9 protein-coding genes are annotated in these 17,142 nt (G+C 74.5%); 6 read left to right on the top strand and 3 right to left on the bottom strand.

From position 1 onward, the window contains the following. The first annotated feature begins 206 nt into the window (after window positions 1–206). The 4 genes from ACH4OA_RS25560 (at window position 207) to moeZ (ending at window position 6,410) form a co-directional block, all read left to right on the top strand. On the top strand, window positions 207–1,973 hold the full coding sequence (locus tag ACH4OA_RS25560) for a DUF3492 domain-containing protein (RefSeq protein WP_397971110.1): 1,767 nt from the start codon (window positions 207–209) through the stop codon (window positions 1,971–1,973). A gap of 509 nt (window positions 1,974–2,482) precedes the next feature. After that, window positions 2,483–3,937 carry a hypothetical protein gene (locus tag ACH4OA_RS25565; RefSeq protein WP_397971113.1) on the top strand — a complete coding sequence of 485 codons (1,455 nt, stop codon included), beginning with the start codon at window positions 2,483–2,485 and terminating at the stop codon, window positions 3,935–3,937. 195 nt (window positions 3,938–4,132) lie between these two features. Further along, complete coding sequence (locus ACH4OA_RS25570) at window positions 4,133–5,092, top strand: NAD-dependent epimerase/dehydratase family protein (RefSeq protein WP_397948569.1); 960 nt, start codon at window positions 4,133–4,135, stop codon at window positions 5,090–5,092. A 139-nt stretch (window positions 5,093–5,231) separates the two neighbouring features. Beyond that, on the top strand, window positions 5,232–6,410 hold the full coding sequence (gene moeZ, locus ACH4OA_RS25575) for an adenylyltransferase/sulfurtransferase MoeZ (protein WP_365875206.1): 1,179 nt from the start codon (window positions 5,232–5,234) through the stop codon (window positions 6,408–6,410). A gap of 122 nt (window positions 6,411–6,532) precedes the next feature. Here the strand turns inward: moeZ and ACH4OA_RS25580 are convergent, their stop codons facing one another. The 3 genes from ACH4OA_RS25580 to ACH4OA_RS25590 form a co-directional block, all read right to left on the bottom strand. Further along, a complete protein-coding gene (locus ACH4OA_RS25580; protein WP_397971116.1) occupies window positions 6,533–8,077 on the bottom strand; it encodes an alpha/beta hydrolase in 1,545 nt (514 codons plus the stop codon). A 142-nt stretch (window positions 8,078–8,219) separates the two neighbouring features. Then, entirely contained in the window at window positions 8,220–9,764 is a 1,545-nt protein-coding gene (locus tag ACH4OA_RS25585; RefSeq protein WP_397971118.1) for an alpha/beta hydrolase, read from the bottom strand. Window positions 9,765–9,840: 76 nt separating this feature from the next. Further along, window positions 9,841–12,639, bottom strand: a complete 2,799-nt coding sequence (locus tag ACH4OA_RS25590; RefSeq protein WP_397971120.1) for a lysylphosphatidylglycerol synthase domain-containing protein — start codon at window positions 12,637–12,639, stop codon at window positions 9,841–9,843. Window positions 12,640–12,825: 186 nt separating this feature from the next. Here ACH4OA_RS25590 and ACH4OA_RS25595 point away from each other — a divergent pair, with 186 nt between their 5' ends. Together ACH4OA_RS25595 and ACH4OA_RS25600 are read left to right on the top strand one after the other, a co-directional pair. After that, window positions 12,826–13,212: an MGMT family protein gene (locus tag ACH4OA_RS25595; protein WP_365875226.1), complete on the top strand. Its 387-nt coding sequence runs from the start codon at window positions 12,826–12,828 to the stop codon at window positions 13,210–13,212. 257 nt (window positions 13,213–13,469) lie between these two features. Further along, window positions 13,470–17,060 (top strand): UvrD-helicase domain-containing protein, encoded by a 3,591-nt coding sequence (locus ACH4OA_RS25600; protein WP_397971123.1) that lies wholly within the window; start codon window positions 13,470–13,472, stop codon window positions 17,058–17,060. Window positions 17,061–17,142 lie beyond the last annotated feature (82 nt).

Raw genomic sequence — 17,142 nt, forward strand, 5'->3', positions numbered from 1 at the left:
TTTTTGGGGTCGGTGATTGAGCCCGCGCCGCGGGGTCTTCGGGGCCCGCCCCGCCCCCGGCGGTTGCTGGGGCTGGCCGCCTCCTGGTGGGGGGGGCCCCCCCCCCCCCCCCCCCCCCCCACCACCGCCTTGTCCCCTTACGTTCGTCCCGCTGCGAGCCGTCGGGACAACGGCGGCTCCCCAGACGGGAGATCGGGGGTGCACACGTGCGCATCGGACTGCTGACCGACAGTGGCTACCCGTATGCGAGCGGCGACGGCGTCGCCTGGTGCGACCGGCTGGTGCGCGGACTCGGGCAGCACGAGTTCGACGTCTACGCGCTCGGCCGCAGCCGGCACCAGGAGGCCGCGGGCCGCGTCCCGCTCCCCCCGCAGGTCCGCCGGGTGCGTACGGCGCCGCTGCGGAGCGCCGGGGACGACGGACCCGGTCACGGACGGCGCGCGCGCCGGCGCTTCGCCGAGTGCTACGGCGAACTCGTGGCGGCGATGTACGCCGGTGACGCCGGGTCCTGGGGCGGGGGCGTCGGGGGTGCCGGGCCCTTGGGCGGGGGCGTCGGCGGTGCCGGTGGTGTCGGGGCGGACCCGGTCTCCGGGCCTCTGGCGGACCGTTTCGGCAGCGCGCTGTACACGCTCGCCGCGTTCGCCCGCGAGGCGGGCGGCCTGCCCGGCGCCCTGCGCTCGGACACCGCCGTGCGCGCCCTGGAACAAGCCTGCCGCGCCCCCGGCGCACCGCACGCGGCGCGCACGGCGCGGGTGTCCGACCTGCTCACCGTCGCCGCACACCTCGAACGCGCCCTGCGCCCCCTGTCCCTGGACTGGTACGGCGCGGACGGCCTCGGCGCGGCCGACCTCTGCCACGCCACCACGGGCGGCCCCGCCGCCCTCTGCGGGCTGCTCGCCCGGCACTTCCGCGGAGTACCGCTGCTCGTCACCGAGTACGGCGTGCACCTGCGCACGCACTACCTGACCCTCGGCCCCGACACCGCCGCCCCCGCCGTACGCGCCCTGCTCGCCGCCTTCCACCGCCGGCTCGCCGCCGAGGTCTACCGCACGGCCGAGCTGCTCACCCCGGGCAACGCGCACACACGCCGCTGGCAGGAACGGTGCGGCGCCGACCGCGCCCGGATCCGCACGGTCCACCCCGGCATGGACGCCGCCCCGTTCGCGGAGGCCGGCGAGTCCCCGGAGCGGGCCGATCCGGACACGCTGGTCTGGGTCGGGCGCGTCGGCGCCGACAAGGACCTGGTGTCCCTGCTGCACGCCTTCGCCGAGGTGCGCCGGCAGCGGCCCACGGCCCGCCTGCGGATCGTGGGCACGCCCGTCGACGCCGAGGGCGCGGCCTACCTCGGCCACTGCCGGGCGCTCGCCGCGCAGCTCTTCCCGGACGAGGCGGACGGCGCGCACGCCGTCGGCGACAACCCCGTCTCCTTCGAGGAGACCGGCGGCCCGCAGACCCCGACGCCGGCCGACGCCTACGCCGCCGGCGCGGTCGTCGTCCTCTCCAGCGTCGTGGAGGGCTTCCCGGCCGGCCTCGTCGAGTCCATGTTCTGCGGCCGGGCCACCGTCTCCACAGACGTGGGCGCGGTCGTGGAGGTCATCGGCGGCACGGGACTCGTCGTACCGCCGCGCAACCCCAGGGCGCTCGCGGAGGCGTGCGTGGCGCTGCTGCGCGACCCCGAGCGCCGTGAGCGTCTCGGTGCCGCCGCGCGCGCCCGTGCGCTCGAACTGTTCAGCGTCGAGCAGAACATCGCGGCGTTCCACGGCCTGTACCTGGAGATCGTCGCGCACAGCCCGGTCCGCCGGGTCGTGCTGGACGCGTCCGGCGAGCCCCTGCCCTTCGCCGCGCCCGCCGAGTCCCACGTCCCCGGCCACTGGACCGACCCGGCGGCCCGCGTGCTGCCCCGCGGCGTCCCCGGCTGGGCGACCGGCACCCCGGTCCGGGCCACCGCCTCGACGGCGGAGGCGGCACGATGAGCGACCTGGACGCCCGGACCACCGAACCGGCCCCGCACCCGGGAAACCCCGCGGAGCGGCCGCCCGTCACCCCGGACGACGAACAACCCGCAACGCCCGACCTGGCCCTCGCCACCCCCGCCGGGACCCCCTTCCTGGCTCCCGCCACCCCCGTCCCGTCCGCCGCCGCGTCCGCCGCCAGGCACTCATCCGCCGGCCACCCGTCCGGATCGCCCGCCCCCGGCACCCCGGACGGCGAACAACCCACCCCACCGCACCCCCCGGACACGCCCGCGGGAACGGCCCCGTGGGACACACGGCCGGAGGACCTGCGCCCGCCGACGGGAACGCCAACAGAGGAGCCACTGGCGGAGGAGCCGCCGGTGATGAGCCCATGGGGGACGCGCTCGCCTGCGACCCCTGCCTTCGCTCCGGTGACCCTCGGCGTGGCTCCCGTGCCGCCCACCGTGACTCCCGCGGCGCCCGCCTTGGCTCCTGGGACCCCGGCCCTGGCCGCCGGGACCCCCGGCGTGGCCCCCGCGACCGTCGGCACGGCCCCCGCCCCCGTGCTGACTCCCAGGAACCCCGCCCTGGCTCCCGCGACGCCCGCCTTGGTTCCTGCGACCTCCGCCCTGGCCGCCGGGACCCCGGCCACCGCCACCCCCGGTCTGGCCCCCGCCCCTCCCGCCCTGGCCACCGCCACCCTGGCCCTGGCCACCCCCGTCTCCGCCCCCAGGACCTCGTCCGCCGGCCACCCGTCCGGATCGCCCGCTCCGGCCGGCCCCGGCGGGCAAGCCCCGGTGGAAGAGCGGGCGGACGGGCGGGGCGGGCTGCGGTGGGCCGGTGCGGGTCGTCGGGGGGCCGGTGATCCGGTGAAGGCACTGCTGCACCGCCACCGTGAGCTGTGCGAGCGGGCCGTGGAGCCGGGGGAGATCGCCGCCGGGCTGGAGGCGCACGGCGTCACCGACCGGACCGCCGCCCGCTGCCGCCACCGTGACGTGTTCTCGCTCGCCGAGGAGCTGTACGCGCGCGTGCCGCGTGACGCCGCCGAACCGTGCCCGCGGCCCCGGACCCGGCAGTCGTCCCGCGTGCGCGCCGGCCGGCTCCTGCTCGTCCTCCTGCCCGGAGCGCTCGGCGCGGCCACGGTGGCCGGACTGCGCCTCACCGCCCCGACCGCCCGCGCGTCGGCGGTCCTCGGCGGTCTCCTCGCCCTCGGTCTCGCCACCCGCGCGGTCCTGCGCCACGGCCCGCTCGCCGGTGCGCCCGGCACGCGCGCCCGGCGCACCGCCGCCCGCGTGGGGACGCTCTGGCTGCTCGGGTACGCCCTCGCCGGTGACGGCCTGCTCCACGCCGTCCTGACGGGCGGCCCCGACGCCCTGCCCACCGGAGTCACGGCAGTCACCGGAGCCATCGGAGCCACCGGAGCCCCGGACGGCGCCTGGCCCCTGGCCACCGCGCCCGTCCTGGCCCTGCTGCTGGCCTGCGCCCCCGCGGCCTGCTCCGCCCACCTCCTCACCGCCGGCGCCCGCCGTGCCCTCGCCGACAGCCGGGGCCTGAAGGAGTTCACCGCCCTCACGACACCCCTCCTGCTCGGCGCGCTCACCCTCTTCCTGGGCGCCCTCGCCGCGCTGCTCGCGCTGTGCGGCGCCGCCCTGCACCAGCCCGCGGCCCCTGCGCAGGCCCTCACCCTGGGCGCCCTGCTCCTGCTCGCCCGTCTGCTCACCGTCCACCGTCACCGCCGCGCCCCCGCGTTCGCGCTCGGCGCCGCCGCGGTCGTGGAAGCGGCGGCCCTCGCACTGCCGGCGGCCGCCCGGCTGCCCGGCTGCGCCTTCCTCGCCGTCCCCGTCGAGGGACTCGTCGACGCCTGGGGCGAGGCCGCCGTACCGGCCCTCGCCTGCGGTACCGCGGCCCTGGCCCTGCTGTGGCAGGCCGGCCGCACCCTCACCCGGGCCTCGGCCCACGCGCCCGCGGCGGTACCGGAGTGACATCCCGGCCGGCCCGGCCCACCGCCGCGGGAACCCGCACCACCCCTTTGAAGGAGAACACCAGATGACCACCTCCCGACCCGGAGCGTCCGGAGCCACCGGAACCGCCGGAGCGTCCGGAGCAGCCGCCCGCGCCGTCGCGAGGGCCGGTACCACCGGCGTGACCACCGGCGCGCGCACCCCGGGAGCCGTCCGATGAGGGTCCTGCTGATCGGAGCCAACGGGTTCATCGGACGCTTCGTCGCCGACCGCCTGCTCGCCGACCCGGCCGTCCAGCTCACCGCGCTCGGCCGCGGCGACGACGCCGACGTCCGCTTCGACCTCGCCACCGGCAGCCCGGGCGCGCTCACCCGCTTCCTGGACGCGGTCCACCCCGGGGTCGTCGTCAACTGCGCCGGCGCCACCCGCGGCGGCGCCCGCGAACTCACCCGGCACAACACCGTCGCCGTGGCCACCGTCTGCGAGGCGCTGCGCCGCAGCCGCTGCGGCGCCCGTCTGGTGCAGATCGGCTGCGGTTCCGAGTACGGGCCCAGCCAGCCCGGCTCCTCCACGGCCGAGGACGCCGTACCGCGCCCCGGCGGCCCGTACGGTGTCAGCAAACTGGCCGCGACCGAACTGGTCCTCGGCTCCGGCCTGGACGCGGTCGTTCTGCGTGTCTTCTCACCCGCCGGTCCCGGCACCCCGGCGGGCTCCCCGCTCGGCCGGCTCGCCGAGGCGATGCGCCGCGCCATGCAGTCCGGCGACGGCGAACTCAAACTCGGCGGCCTCGGCGTCCAGCGGGACTTCGTCGACGTACGCGATGTCGCCCGCGCCGTGCATGCCGCCTCGCTCTCCGCCGCGCAAGGCGTGATCAACATCGGTTCCGGCCGTGCCGTCCGCCTCAGGGACGCCGCCGCCGTCCTCGCGCGCGTGGCCGGCTACGGCGGTTCCCTCCACGAACTCGACGCCCCGCCCGGCCCGCTGCGCGCCGCCCTCGGCCACCCCCGCGCCGACGTCGAGCACGTGACCCCGGCGGCCTACCCCTACCCGGACGGCTGCGGCAGCTGGCAGCAGGCCGATGTGCGCACCGCCCGCGACCGGCTCGGCTGGCGGCCCCGCATCAACCTCGAAGAGTCCCTGGCCGACATCTGGATGGAAGCGGCCTGCCGCATCTGACCGGTGCCCTACGGAGACGCTGCCCGGCTGCTGGGACGACATCGTCTCGCGACTCGGGACAGGTGTCTCGGAATGAAGAAGGGCGTGGCAGTGTTACGTGGAGAACAACTGTAGTGATTGACCGACCAACGGAGTCCCCGTGTCGCTGCCACCCCTGGTCGAGCCAGCTCCTGAGCTCACCGTAGACGAGGTCCGCAGGTACTCCCGCCACCTGATCATCCCCGACGTGGGCATGGACGGGCAGAAGCGGCTGAAGAACGCCAAGGTGCTCTGTGTGGGCGCCGGCGGCCTGGGCTCGCCGGCGCTGATGTACCTGGCCGCCGCGGGCGTGGGCACCCTCGGCATCGTGGAGTTCGACGAGGTCGACGAGTCGAACCTGCAGCGCCAGATCATCCACAGCCAGTCGGACATCGGCCGCTCCAAGGCCGAGTCGGCCCGTGACAGCGTCAAGGGCATCAACCCGTACGTGAACGTGGTCCTTCACGAGGAGCGGCTCGAAGCCGACAACGTGATGGACATCTTCAGCCAGTACGACCTGATCATCGACGGCACCGACAACTTCGCGACCCGCTACCTGGTCAACGACGCGTGCGTGCTGCTGAACAAGCCGTACGTGTGGGGTTCGATCTACCGGTTCGACGGCCAGGCGTCCGTCTTCTGGTCCGAGCACGGCCCCTGCTACCGCTGCCTCTACCCGGAGCCCCCGCCCCCCGGCATGGTCCCCTCCTGCGCCGAGGGCGGCGTGCTGGGCGTGCTGTGCGCGTCCATCGGCTCCATCCAGGTCAACGAGGCCATCAAGCTCCTCGCCGGCATCGGCGAGCCGCTGGTCGGCCGCCTGATGATCTACGACGCCCTGGAGATGCAGTACCGCCAGGTCAAGGTCCGCAAGGACCCGGACTGCGCGGTCTGCGGCGAGAACCCGACCGTCACGGAACTCATCGACTACGAGGCCTTCTGCGGCGTCGTCTCCGAGGAGGCCCAGGCGGCGGCGGCCGACTCCACGATCACTCCCAAGCAGCTCAAGGAGTGGATCGACGACGGCGAGAACATCGAGATCATCGACGTCCGCGAGCCGAACGAGTACGAGATCGTCTCCATCCCGGGCGCCAAGCTGATCCCGAAGAACGAGTTCCTCATGGGTACCGCCCTGGAGGGCCTCCCGCAGGACCGGAAGATCGTCCTGCATTGCAAGACGGGTGTCCGCAGTGCGGAAGTCCTCGCGGTCCTGAAGTCCGCCGGCTTCGCCGACGCGGTCCACGTGGGCGGCGGCGTCATCGGCTGGGTCAACCAGATCGAACCGGAGAAGCCGGTCTACTGACCCAATCGGCCCAGTCGCCGAACCAGTCCCCAGGAAGCCCACGGCTCCGGTGTTCCGGAGGCCGTGGGCTTTCCGGTGTCCGGTGGGTGTGGTGGGGAACGGCTGTGGGCGGCGGTGGTCCGTCAGGCGCAGGTTTTTCCGTCCTTCGGTATCTTTCCGTGCAGCAAGTAGGCGTTCACCGTGGTGTCGACGCAGTCGCTGCCGCTGCCGTACGCGCCATGGCCCTCGCCCTTCCAGGTGAGTTCGACGCCCACACCCCGGCCCAGCTCGTCGGCCATCCTGCGGGTCCCCTCGTACGGAGTGGCCGGGTCGCCGGTGTTGCCGACGAGCAGGATGGGGGCCGCGCCCGGTGCGCTGACCTCCGGGGTGTCGAACTGGCCCGGCACCGGCCAGTCGTGGCACCAGCCGGCCGTGTCCCAGCCCAGGAAGTCCCCGAACACCGGCGAGATCCGCTCGAACCGGGCCAGCCGCCGTCTGGTCTCGGCGGGCGTCGGCCGTTGCCTGTCGTCCAGGCACGATATGACCCGCTGGGAGTGGGACGTGGTGCCGTAACGGCCCGAGGCGTCGCGGTCGTTGTACTGGTCGGCGAGTGCCAGCAGCTCCGAACCGTCGTCCTGCCGAGCCGACTTGAGCGCGCTGGTCAGTCTCGGCCAGCTCGGCTCGCTGTACAGCGGCAGGATGATCCCGGTGAGCGCGAGGGTCTGGGTCAGCTTCCGGCCGGAGGAGGTCGGCAGCGGTGCGGCGTCCAGTCTGGTCAGCAGGCCGGCGATCTTCCGGGTGCCCTGGGCGGGGTCCTCGCCGGTGGACGCCAGGTAGCTGTCCAGGGCCCGTTGGAAGCCGCGGGCCTGGTTCTCCGCGTGTCCCACCGTGTCCGCGGCCGGGTCGACCACCGCGTCGAGCACCAGGCGGCCCACCCGCTTCGGGAACAGGTGGGCGTAGACACCGCCGAGTTCGGTGCCGTAGGACATACCGAAGTAGTGCAGTCTGTCGTCGCCCAGGACCTGGCGCATCAGGTCCAGGTCGCGGGCCGTGTCCGTGGTGGACACGTGCGCCAGCAGCGGTCCGGCGGCCTTGCGGCAGCCCTCGCCGAAGTCGGCGGCGTCCTGGAAGTACGCCTTCTCCTCGGCCGGGGTGTCCGGGGTGGCGTCCACGGTCTCGGCGGCCTCGGTCTCCCGGTCGCCGCGGCAGCGCACGCCTTCGCTGGCGCCGACGCCGCGCGGGTCCCAGCTCACCAGGTCGTACCGCTCGTGGAGCGCGGAGACGGAGGAGGCGAAGTACGGCATCGCCGACACGCCGGAGCCGCCGGGTCCGCCGAAGTTGAACAGCAGCGAGCCGACACGGTCACCGCCGGTCGCCCGGGAGCGGATGAGGGCGACACCGATCGTCCTGCCGTCCGGGCGGGACCAGTCCAGCGGCACTTTGAGCGTCGCACACCGCCACGCGCCGCCCGGTGCGGCGGAGTCGCCGGTGGCCTCGCACCGGTGCCAGTCGAGGCGCTGGGAGGTGAGCGAGGCGGGAAGGGCCGGGGAGCCGGTCCCTCTGCCCTCGTCTCCCTTGTCCTCCTTGTTCATCTTGTCCACCTTGCCGTCCGCACCGGACGGGCCACCGCAGCCGGCCAGCAGCAGCCCTGCCGCCACCGCGGCCGCCCACCGCGCAAGTCGCACCATGCGCACCCCCCTGACAGGCCCGGCGCGTCGTACCGCCGGGCGTTCAGGCCATGGTAGGCGCCCGGGGCCCGGCCCGTGACGGCCTGTGGATAACCCTCTGACCTGCGGTTATTCGCGTACCGGGCTCGGTGTGCCGGCAGGTTCAGGAGCAGACGGTGCCGGCCTTCGGCACCTTCCCGTCCAGCAGATAGCCGTTCACGGCGCTCTGCACGCACTTGTTCTTGCTGTCGTAGGCGCCGTGTCCCTGGCCCTTGTACGTCAGCTCGACGCCGACGCCCCTGCCGAGCGCGTCCACCATCTTCCTCGCGCCCTCGTACGGGGTGGCCGGATCGCCGGTGTTGCCGATGACGACGACGGGCGCGGAGCCCGGCGCGCTGACGTCGGGGTGGTCGGCGGCGCCCGGCACCGCCCAGTCGGTGCAGCTGACCATGCCCCAGGCCAGATAGTCCCCGAACAGCGGGGAGGCGGCGCGGAACACGGGCAGTCTGCGCCGCACGTAGTCCGCGGTGTACCGGGGCTTCTCGTCGGAGCAGTTGATGGCGACGTTCGCCGCGGTCAGGTTGCTGTACTCGCCGTTCTCACCGCGGCCGTTCATCGAGTCGGACAGCAGCATCAGGACCTTGCCATCGCCGTCGTACGCCTGCTCCAGGCCCTCCGTGAGGTACTCCCAGAAGTCCTTCGAGTACAGGGACTGCGCGATGCCGTTGGTGGCGGCGGTCTGGGTCAGCCGGCGCGGGAAGAGGCCGGGGATCGGCTTCTTCTCCAGGTCGGCGAGCAGCTTGGCGATGCGGTCCTTCACCTCCTGCGCGGTGTCGCCGACCGGGCAGGGCGTGGTCTTGGAAGTGCAGTCCTCCGCGTAGTTGTCCAGCGCGAGCTGGAATCCCTTCGCCTGGCCGAGCGCGCTCTGATCCGGGTTCTGCGTGGGGTCCACGACCGCGTCCAGGACGGCCCGGCCCACCCGCTTCGGGAACAGGTGGGCGTAGACGCCGCCGAGTTCGGTGCCGTAGGAGATGCCGAAGTAGTGCAGCTTGGCGTCGCCGAGGACCCGGCGCATCAGGTCCATGTCGCGGGCCGCGTCCGTGGTGCGCACCTGCGGCAGGATCTTCCGGGAGTTCTTCTCGCAGGCCGCGTTGAACTGCCGGGTGCGCTGGAGGAGCTGGGCGCGTTCGGCGGCGTCGTCCGGGGTGGCGTCCTCCTGGAAGTACACGTCCAGTTGCCCGTCGCTCTCGCATTCCACCGGTGCGCTGCGACCGACGCCGCGCGGGTCGAAACTGACCAGGTCGTAGCGGGTGCCCAGGGTGGCGTAGTCCGCGCCGAACGCCGGCAGCGTGGTGACGCCGCTGCCGCCCGGGCCGCCGAAGTTGAACACCAGCGACCCGATCCGGCTGCTCGCCGGTCCCGTGGCCCGGGCCCGGATCAGGGCGATGCCGATGGTGTCGCCCTGGGGCCTGCTCCAGTCCAGCGGCGCCCTCATGGTGGCGCACTGCCACTCGGCGCCGTCCGGCAGCGGGGACGGGGCGCTGCCGCCGCCCTGCGCCTCGGACGGGGCCGGGCAGTCCGTCCAGTCCAGTTGCTGCCGCGTGATGTCCCCGTCCTGGGCGCCGCCCCCGCAGCCGGCCAGCACGGCGCCGAGCAGCGCGGCGGAGGTGGTCAGCGCGACGGCGCGCAGCCGGGAGGGGTTCGCCATGCTCCCATCGTGAGCGCGCGCACGCCGGCTCGCGCGGGGCGCGGGCCGTCCGGGCTACGTCACCCGGCGCGGACGCTCACAGGGCTCCCTTGCGGGTGAGGTGGTTGAAGGCCAGCCAGCCCGGCAGCACCGGCAGCCACAGGGTCAGCAGCCGGAACAGCAGGACGGCCGGGGCGGCGACCTCCTTGGGCAGGCCCACGGCGATCAGTCCGACGGTGAGGGTCGCCTCGACCGCGCCGACGCCGCCGGGGGTGGGCGCCGCGGAGCCGAGCGCGTTGCCGGCGAGGAAGACCACGGCGACGCTGGCGATGCTCAGCGACACCGAGCCGTCGCCGAAGGCCCGGATGGAGGCGTCCAGGCACATCACGAAGCAGGCGGTCAGCAGGAGCATGCCGCCGATGCCGGTGACCAGTTTCTGGGGCCGCTGGAGCACGTCGAGCATGCGCGGCACGACACCGGCGAACAGCGACCTCACGCGCGTGACGACGAATTTCCGCAGGAACGGCACCGAGGTGACCACGAGCACCAGGACGGCCACGGTCAGCAGGCCCGCGATGACCGTGCGGGACGGCGAGAGCGAGGGCGTCTTCTCGGTGCCGGTGAGATAGCCGAAGGACAGCAGCATCAGGATGTGGCAGCCGAGCCCGAACAGCTGCGACGCGCCGACGCTCGCCACCGCGAGCCCGGGGCGTACGCCGGCGCGCTGAAGGAAGCGTGTGTTGAGGGCGACGCCGCCGACCGCGGCCGGCGCCACGATCTTCACGAAGGACCCGGCGACCTGCGCCGCCACGGTCCGCGGGAACGGCACCCGTTCCGGCACGAAGCCCAGCAGCGCCATCGCCGCGGCGACGTAACTGAGCGCGGAGAACAGCACCGCGGCGGCCACCCAGCCCCACTGGGCCTGCGCGAACAGCGTGGCGAACTGGATGTGGGTCAGCTGCGTCAGCAGGTAGTACGCGCCGATCGCGCCGGCGATGAAGCTGAACAGCGTGCGCGGCCGGATCCGCTCCAGCCGGGCCGGCTCCACCGGCGCCTGCGGCCTGATCCGCAGCACCTGGTGCCGGATCTGGGTGAGCAGGTCCTCCTCGCGGGCCTCTTCCAGGGCCTCGTCGATGGCCCGCTTCTCCGCGCGCTGCTCGGCGCGGACCGCCTTCTTGTCGGGCTTGTCGGTGACCGGCGTGGCCGCCCCGGGCGCCTCCTCCAGGCGGGCCGGCTTGGCCTGCCGGGAGGCTTCGAGCACCGCTTCGCGCTCGCGCTGGGCCCGCTCGCGGGCCAGCCGGCGCAGCGTCGCGCGCGTGGAGCGGGTCAGCGCGATCGGCTGGAGCATCGGCAGGCAGTCGGCGACCGCGTCCGGGCCGAGCACACCGACCGCGGAGGCCACGGCACGCTCCGCGCCGACCCGCAGCCCGAGCGTGGTGACCAGCTGGGCGACGTCCATGCGCAGCAGCAGTTCACCGGCCGCGATCTCGCCGCCGCGCAGCTCGGTGAGGATCACCGTGCCGGAACGATCCACCAGGATCGCGTCACCGGCCAGCCTGCGGTGCGCGATGCGCCGCGACTGCAACGCCCGCACCTGGTGCCAGGTGTTGCGCAGCAGTTCGTCGGTGATCTCCTCGTCGGCCAGCGAGTCCAGGGTGCGCCCGCCGGTGTGCTCGTAGACGAGCATCACCGCGTCGGGGCCGAGTTCGGAGGTGGCGATCAGCTTCGGGGCGTTGGCGCCCGCCGCGATCGCCGCGTACGCCAGCAGCGCCTCCTGCTCCAGCGCCTGGCGCAGCGACTGGAGGCTGGAGCGGGTGGCGAAACCGCGCAGGGTCAGGTTGCGCCAGGCCCGGTAGAAGAAGCCCTGCGCCTGCTGTTCCCGGTCGACGACCGTGACGTCCAGCGGCGGGCCGTCCTCCAGGGTGACGAAGTAGCGCCGGCCCCGGTCGCCGTTCTCCGACTCGGTGGCGTCCTCCCGGGCGGCGCTCACCGGGTGGAAGCCGACGTGCCGGAGGCCCGCCATCAGGGTCTGGCCGGTCGGGCGGACGTTGGGGGAGCCGACCGCGTACAGGGTGCCGTAGGCGATGGACCAGCCGATCAGGACCGTCAGGATGATCGAGAAGGGTGTGGTGTAACCGGTGACCAGCATCGAGAAGGCGTCGAGCAGCAGCACGATCCACAGCACCGCGCGCCACCGGGGTCTGCGGGACATGCCGACGGCCGACATGTAGGCGATCACGGGCGCCAGATAGCCGTGCACCGGGTCGGTCAGGGCGTGGATGTCGCCCGGCGAGGGCTGGGTGAGCGCCTCCTGGATCGAGTCCGGGGCGGCCTGGGCGACCCACAGGTCGGTGGCGAGTGTCACGCCGTGGGCGAGGACGGCCGCGAGGACGCCGTCGGCGATGCGCAGCCCGTCCCGTTTGATCAGCCGCTCGATCGCGAAGGCGACCGGCACCAGCAGGATCGCGATGCTGGACGCCAGCCCCGCGATCTTGATCAGCAGGTCCGGGGCCTGCCCGGTGCCCTTGTTGATGTCCTGTTCGAGGCCCGAGGTGGTGCCGTGCGCGAACGCGGCGATCGCGAGCAGCACCACGATGGCCAGCACGCCCGCCAGGAGCCGCATCAGATCGGAGGGGCGGTGCACGCGCGCGGGGAGCAGCGGTTCGTCGCCCTCCACCCGCTCGGCGTGCGGGTCGTCGTCGGCGCACGCCGGGTGGTCTCCGCGCGTGGCGGTGTCCTCCCGGGAGCCGTCGTCCTCGGGCGGACCGGTGCTCTCCGGACGCGCGTCCTCTTCCTGGTGCCCGCCGCCGTCCTCGGCCGCGCGGGCGGTGTCCGGGCACGCGGAGTCGTCAGGGCCGCCCGCCGCTCCTCCGGGGTGCACGCCCTGATCGTCCATGGTCTCTTCTTGGTCTCGTATCACCAGTCACCGCCCGCACGATGGTGGCATGCCCCACCGACACACGGGGGCATCAGGGTGCGGATGCGCGGGCGGACAGTCTGCCCCACGCGCCGCCCGGGGGCGAGAGGACCGTTCTCCGAGGACCCGGCCGGAATGTCGGTGCGGTGCGGCAGGATGGGGTGGATGAGCGAGCAGAGCCCTCTTGAAGACGTCCGCGAGGGGTACGCGGACGCGCTGCCGGAGTACGCCGAGCGGGTCCTCGAGGTCGCCGAGCTGATCCCGCCGGGCCGGGTCATGACCTACGGCGATGTCGCCGAGTGGCTGGAGGAGGGCGGCCCGCGCCAGGTCGGCCGGGTGATGGCCCTCTACGGCAGCGCCGTCCCGTGGTGGCGTGTCGTGCGCGCGGACGGCGCGCTGCTGCCCGGACACGAGCTGAGCGCGCTCGCCCACTACCGCGCGGAGGGCACCCCGCTGAAGCAGGCCGCCAGGAGCGCGCAGGGCCATCTCCCGCGACTCGACATGCGACGGGCCCGCTGGGACGGCGGCGCGGACGCGGAGGGTCACATCTGACAGCTTCCGCCATCGGATGCCGCCGGGGCGGGCCTGTGGTCCGTCCGGGTGACATCGGGGACGGTCTCGGCATGCCGTACGTTCGTGAGGGGTGGGACACGCGTTTCCCGAGCGCCCCGGGTGAAGGGAAGGAAGCAATGCTTCCGCCCGGAGCGGGGGCGTAGCGTCGGCGGCGCGTGTTCCTCTCATCCCGCGGCCACCGCCTCGCACGCGTGACCGCCCGCCCGCCAGCACGACCACCAGGACCGGCCGATCACGTGAGCCTCTCTCCGTCCACCAGGCGCCCGCCGCACCCCCCGGTGCGGCAGGGGAGCCGTGGCGCTTACCGACTAGTCCGTACCCCGCCGCCCGTCACGGACCCCCCTCGACTGGACGCGGCGCAACGCGCCGTGGTCGACCACCGGAGCGGACCGCTGCTCGTCCTCGCCGGTCCGGGCACCGGCAAGACCACCACCCTCGTCGAGTCCGTGGCCGCGCGGATCGCCCGCGGCGGCGACCCCGCGCGGATCCTCGTGCTCACCTTCAGCCGCAAGGCCGCCGTCGACCTGCGCGACCGCATGGCGCTGCGCATGGGCGCCGCCCGCGCGCCCAGGGCGACCACGTTCCACTCGTACAGCTACGCCCTGGTCCGCGCCCACCAGGACGGTGTCCGGTTCACCGAGCCGCTGCGCCTGCTCTCCGGACCCGAGCAGGACGTCACCGTCCGCGGGCTGCTGGCCGGCCAGCCCGAGCTGGAACGGCTCGGACTGACCCATGTGCGCTGGCCGGACGAGCTGCGCGCCTGCCTGACCACGCGCGGCTTCGCCGACGAGGTCCGCGCCGTCCTCGCCCGCACCCGCGAGCTGGGCCTCGGCCCGGACGCCCTGGACGCCTTCGCGCGCCGCATCGGCCGCCCCGACTGGCGGGCCGCCGCCGCGTTCCTGGCCGAATACCTCGACGTCCTCGACCTCCAGGGCGTGATCGACTACGCGGAACTGGTCCACCGCGCGGTGCTGCTCGCCCGCCGCCCCGACACCGCCGCCCGGCTCGCGGCCCAGTACGACGCCGTGTACGTCGACGAGTACCAGGACACCGACCCCGCCCAGGTCCGGCTGGTGCGCGCGCTGGCCGGCCAGGGCCGCACCCTCGTGGCCTTCGGTGACCCGGACCAGTCGATCTACGCCTTCCGGGGCGCCGACGTGAACGGCATCCTCGACTTCCCGGCCGCCTTCCCGCGCGCGGACGGCCGCCCCGCGCCCGTCGAGGTGCTGCGCACCTCCCGCCGCTCGGGTGCCGGTCTGCTGGCCGCGACCCGTCTGATCACCCAGCGCATGCCGCTGACCCGGCTGCCCGCCGACAAGGTCCGCGCCCTCCGCGAGCCGGCGCCCGTACGGGACGGCGGCCGGGCCGAGGTCTACACGTATCCGACAGCCGGCGCGGAACTGGACAACATCGCGGACATCCTGCGCCGCGCGCACCTGGAGGACGGCGTCGCCTGGGGAGACATGGCCGTGCTGGTACGCGCCGGCTCCCGCACCCTGCCGACCCTGTGCCGGGCCCTCACCGCGTCCGGCGTCCCCGTGGACATCGACGGCGACGAGCTGCCGCTACGGCACGAACCGGCCGTGGCGCCGCTGCTCACGGCCCTGCGCGCGGTCGCCACGGCCGAGGCGCGGGTCCGCGAGGAGGACCCGGCGGCGCACGTGGGTCCGGCTGCCTGCCCCACGGAAAATGCGGCGGAAGCCGAGGGCGGACCGGAAACCGATGACTTCGTAGGGGCCGATGACGCTACGAGAACCGATGACTCGGCGAAAGCCGATGATTCGGCGGAGACCGGTGAGGCCGCGAAAACCGATGACTCGGCGGAGACCCGTGACGCCCCGGTAGTCGAAGGAGCCCCGGAAGCCGAAGGAGTCGCCGCCGGGGGGAGCGCCGACGCCGATGCGCGGGCCGACGCGTCCTCGGAACGGGCTCCGGAAGCGGTCCCGGACGGCGTCTGGCTCGACACCGAGACCGCCCTCACCCTGCTCACCTCCCCGCTCGCCGGCATGGACGCCGCCGACCTGCGGCGCCTCGGCCGCGCCCTGCGCGAGGAGGAGCGCGCCGTCGGCAACCCGCTGCCGCCCCCGTCGGACGAGCTGCTCGCGCGGGCGCTCGCCGAGCCCGAGCGGCTGGCCGTACACGATCCGGCGTACGCGCGGGGCGCGCAGCGCCTCGGCGCGCTGCTGCGCACCGCCCGAGAGCGCCTCGCGGGCGGCGGCACGGCCGAGGAGGCGCTGTGGGACCTCTGGGACGGCACCCCGTGGCCCGCGCGCCTGGCACGGGCCGCCCGGCGCGGCGGCGCGGCCGGCCGCAACGCCGACCGGGACCTGGACGCCGTGTGCGCGCTGTTCGCCACCGCCGCGCGCGCGGAGGAGCGCACCGGAGGCCGCGGCGCCCTGAACTTCCTGGAGGAGATCGAGGCCGAGGACATCGCCGCCGACACGCTCACGCGCCGCGCGGTGCGCCCCGACGCCGTCCGGGTGATGACCGCGCACCGCTCCAAGGGCCTGGAGTGGCGGCTCGTCGTCGTCGCCGGTGTGCAGGAGGGGCTCTGGCCCGACCTGCGGCGCCGCGGCTCCCTGCTGGAGGCCGACCGCATCGGCCGCGACGGTCTCGCCGAGCCGCTGACCCCGGGCGCGCTGCTCGCCGAGGAGCGCCGGCTGTTCTACGTCGCCGCCACGCGCGCGCGTGACCGGCTCGTCGTCACCGCCGTGAAGGCACCGGCCGACGACGGCGACCAGCCGTCCCGGTTCCTGACCGAGCTGGGCGTCGAACCGAAGGACGTCACCGGGCGCCCCCGCCGTCCGCTCGCCGTCGCCGCGCTCGTCGCCGAGCTGCGCGCCACCACCGTCGACCCGCGGGTGTCGGCCGCCCTGCGCGAGGCCGCCGCCCGGCGGCTCGCCCGGCTGGCCGCGCTCGCCGACGAGGACGGCCGCCCCCTGGTGCCGTCCGCGCACCCCTACCGCTGGTGGGGCATGTTCGAGCCGACCGAGAGCAAGGTGCCGCTGCGCCACCGCGACCAGCCCGTGGTGCTCTCCGGCAGCGCCCTCGACCAGCTCGCCAACACCTGCGCGCTCCAGTGGTTCCTGGGCCGCGAGGTGAAGGCCGACGCCCCCGCCACCACCGCGCAGGGCTTCGGCAACGTCGTGCACGTCCTCGCCGACGAGGTCGCCTCCGGCCGTACGCCCGCCGACCTCGACGTCCTCATGGAGCGCTTGGACTCCGTGTGGAACGCGCTCGCCTTCGACGCGCCCTGGAAGTCGCGGCAGGAGAAGGACAACGCGCGCGTGGCGCTCGAACGGTTCCTGAACTGGCATGTGCTGGACCGCGCCGGCCGCACCCCGGTGGCCAGCGAGCAGGACTTCGACGTCACCCTCGAAGCGGGCGACTACCAGGTCCGCGTCCGCGGCCAGATGGACCGCGTGGAGACGGACGCGGCGGGCCGGGCCTACGTGGTCGATTTCAAGACCGGCAAACAGGCGCCCACCGCGCGCGAGGTGGACCGGCACCCCCAGCTCGCCGTCTACCAGCTCGCCGTCCGGGAGGGCGCCGTCGACACCGCCCTCGACGGCACGCACCCCGAGCCGGGCGGCGCCGAACTCGTCCACCTCAGACAGGGCGCCGCCAAGCGTGACGGCGGCGACAGCCTGCCCAAGGTGCAGACGCAGGAGCCGCTGGCGGGGGAGTGGGTCGGCGAGCTGCTGGCCACCGCCGCCGGCAAGGTCCTCGACGAGCGGTTCACACCCAGTAGCGGCCAGCACTGCACGCACTGCGCGTTCCGCGCCTCGTGCAGCGCCCGGCCGGAGGGCCGCCACGTGGTGGAGTGAGGACGGGCCCGGCGGACGACCGGCGAGACAGGCCGGCGGACGACCGTCGAGACCGCACGCCACCGCACGCCCCGACCCGCGT

Source organism: Streptomyces sp. NPDC017095, assembly GCF_044332325.1.
Lineage (GTDB): Bacteria > Actinomycetota > Actinomycetes > Streptomycetales > Streptomycetaceae > Streptomyces.

Coding starts and splice junctions, on each gene's coding strand:
- ACH4OA_RS25570 (WP_397948569.1), top strand. CDS start 4,133: ATGAGGGTCCTGCTGATCGGAGCCAACGGGTTCATCGGACGCTTCGTC.
- ACH4OA_RS25580 (WP_397971116.1), bottom strand. CDS start 8,077: ATGGTGCGACTTGCGCGGTGGGCGGCCGCGGTGGCGGCAGGGCTGCTG.
- ACH4OA_RS25585 (WP_397971118.1), bottom strand. CDS start 9,764: ATGGCGAACCCCTCCCGGCTGCGCGCCGTCGCGCTGACCACCTCCGCC.
- ACH4OA_RS25590 (WP_397971120.1), bottom strand. CDS start 12,639: ATGGACGATCAGGGCGTGCACCCCGGAGGAGCGGCGGGCGGCCCTGAC.
- ACH4OA_RS25595 (WP_365875226.1), top strand. CDS start 12,826: ATGAGCGAGCAGAGCCCTCTTGAAGACGTCCGCGAGGGGTACGCGGAC.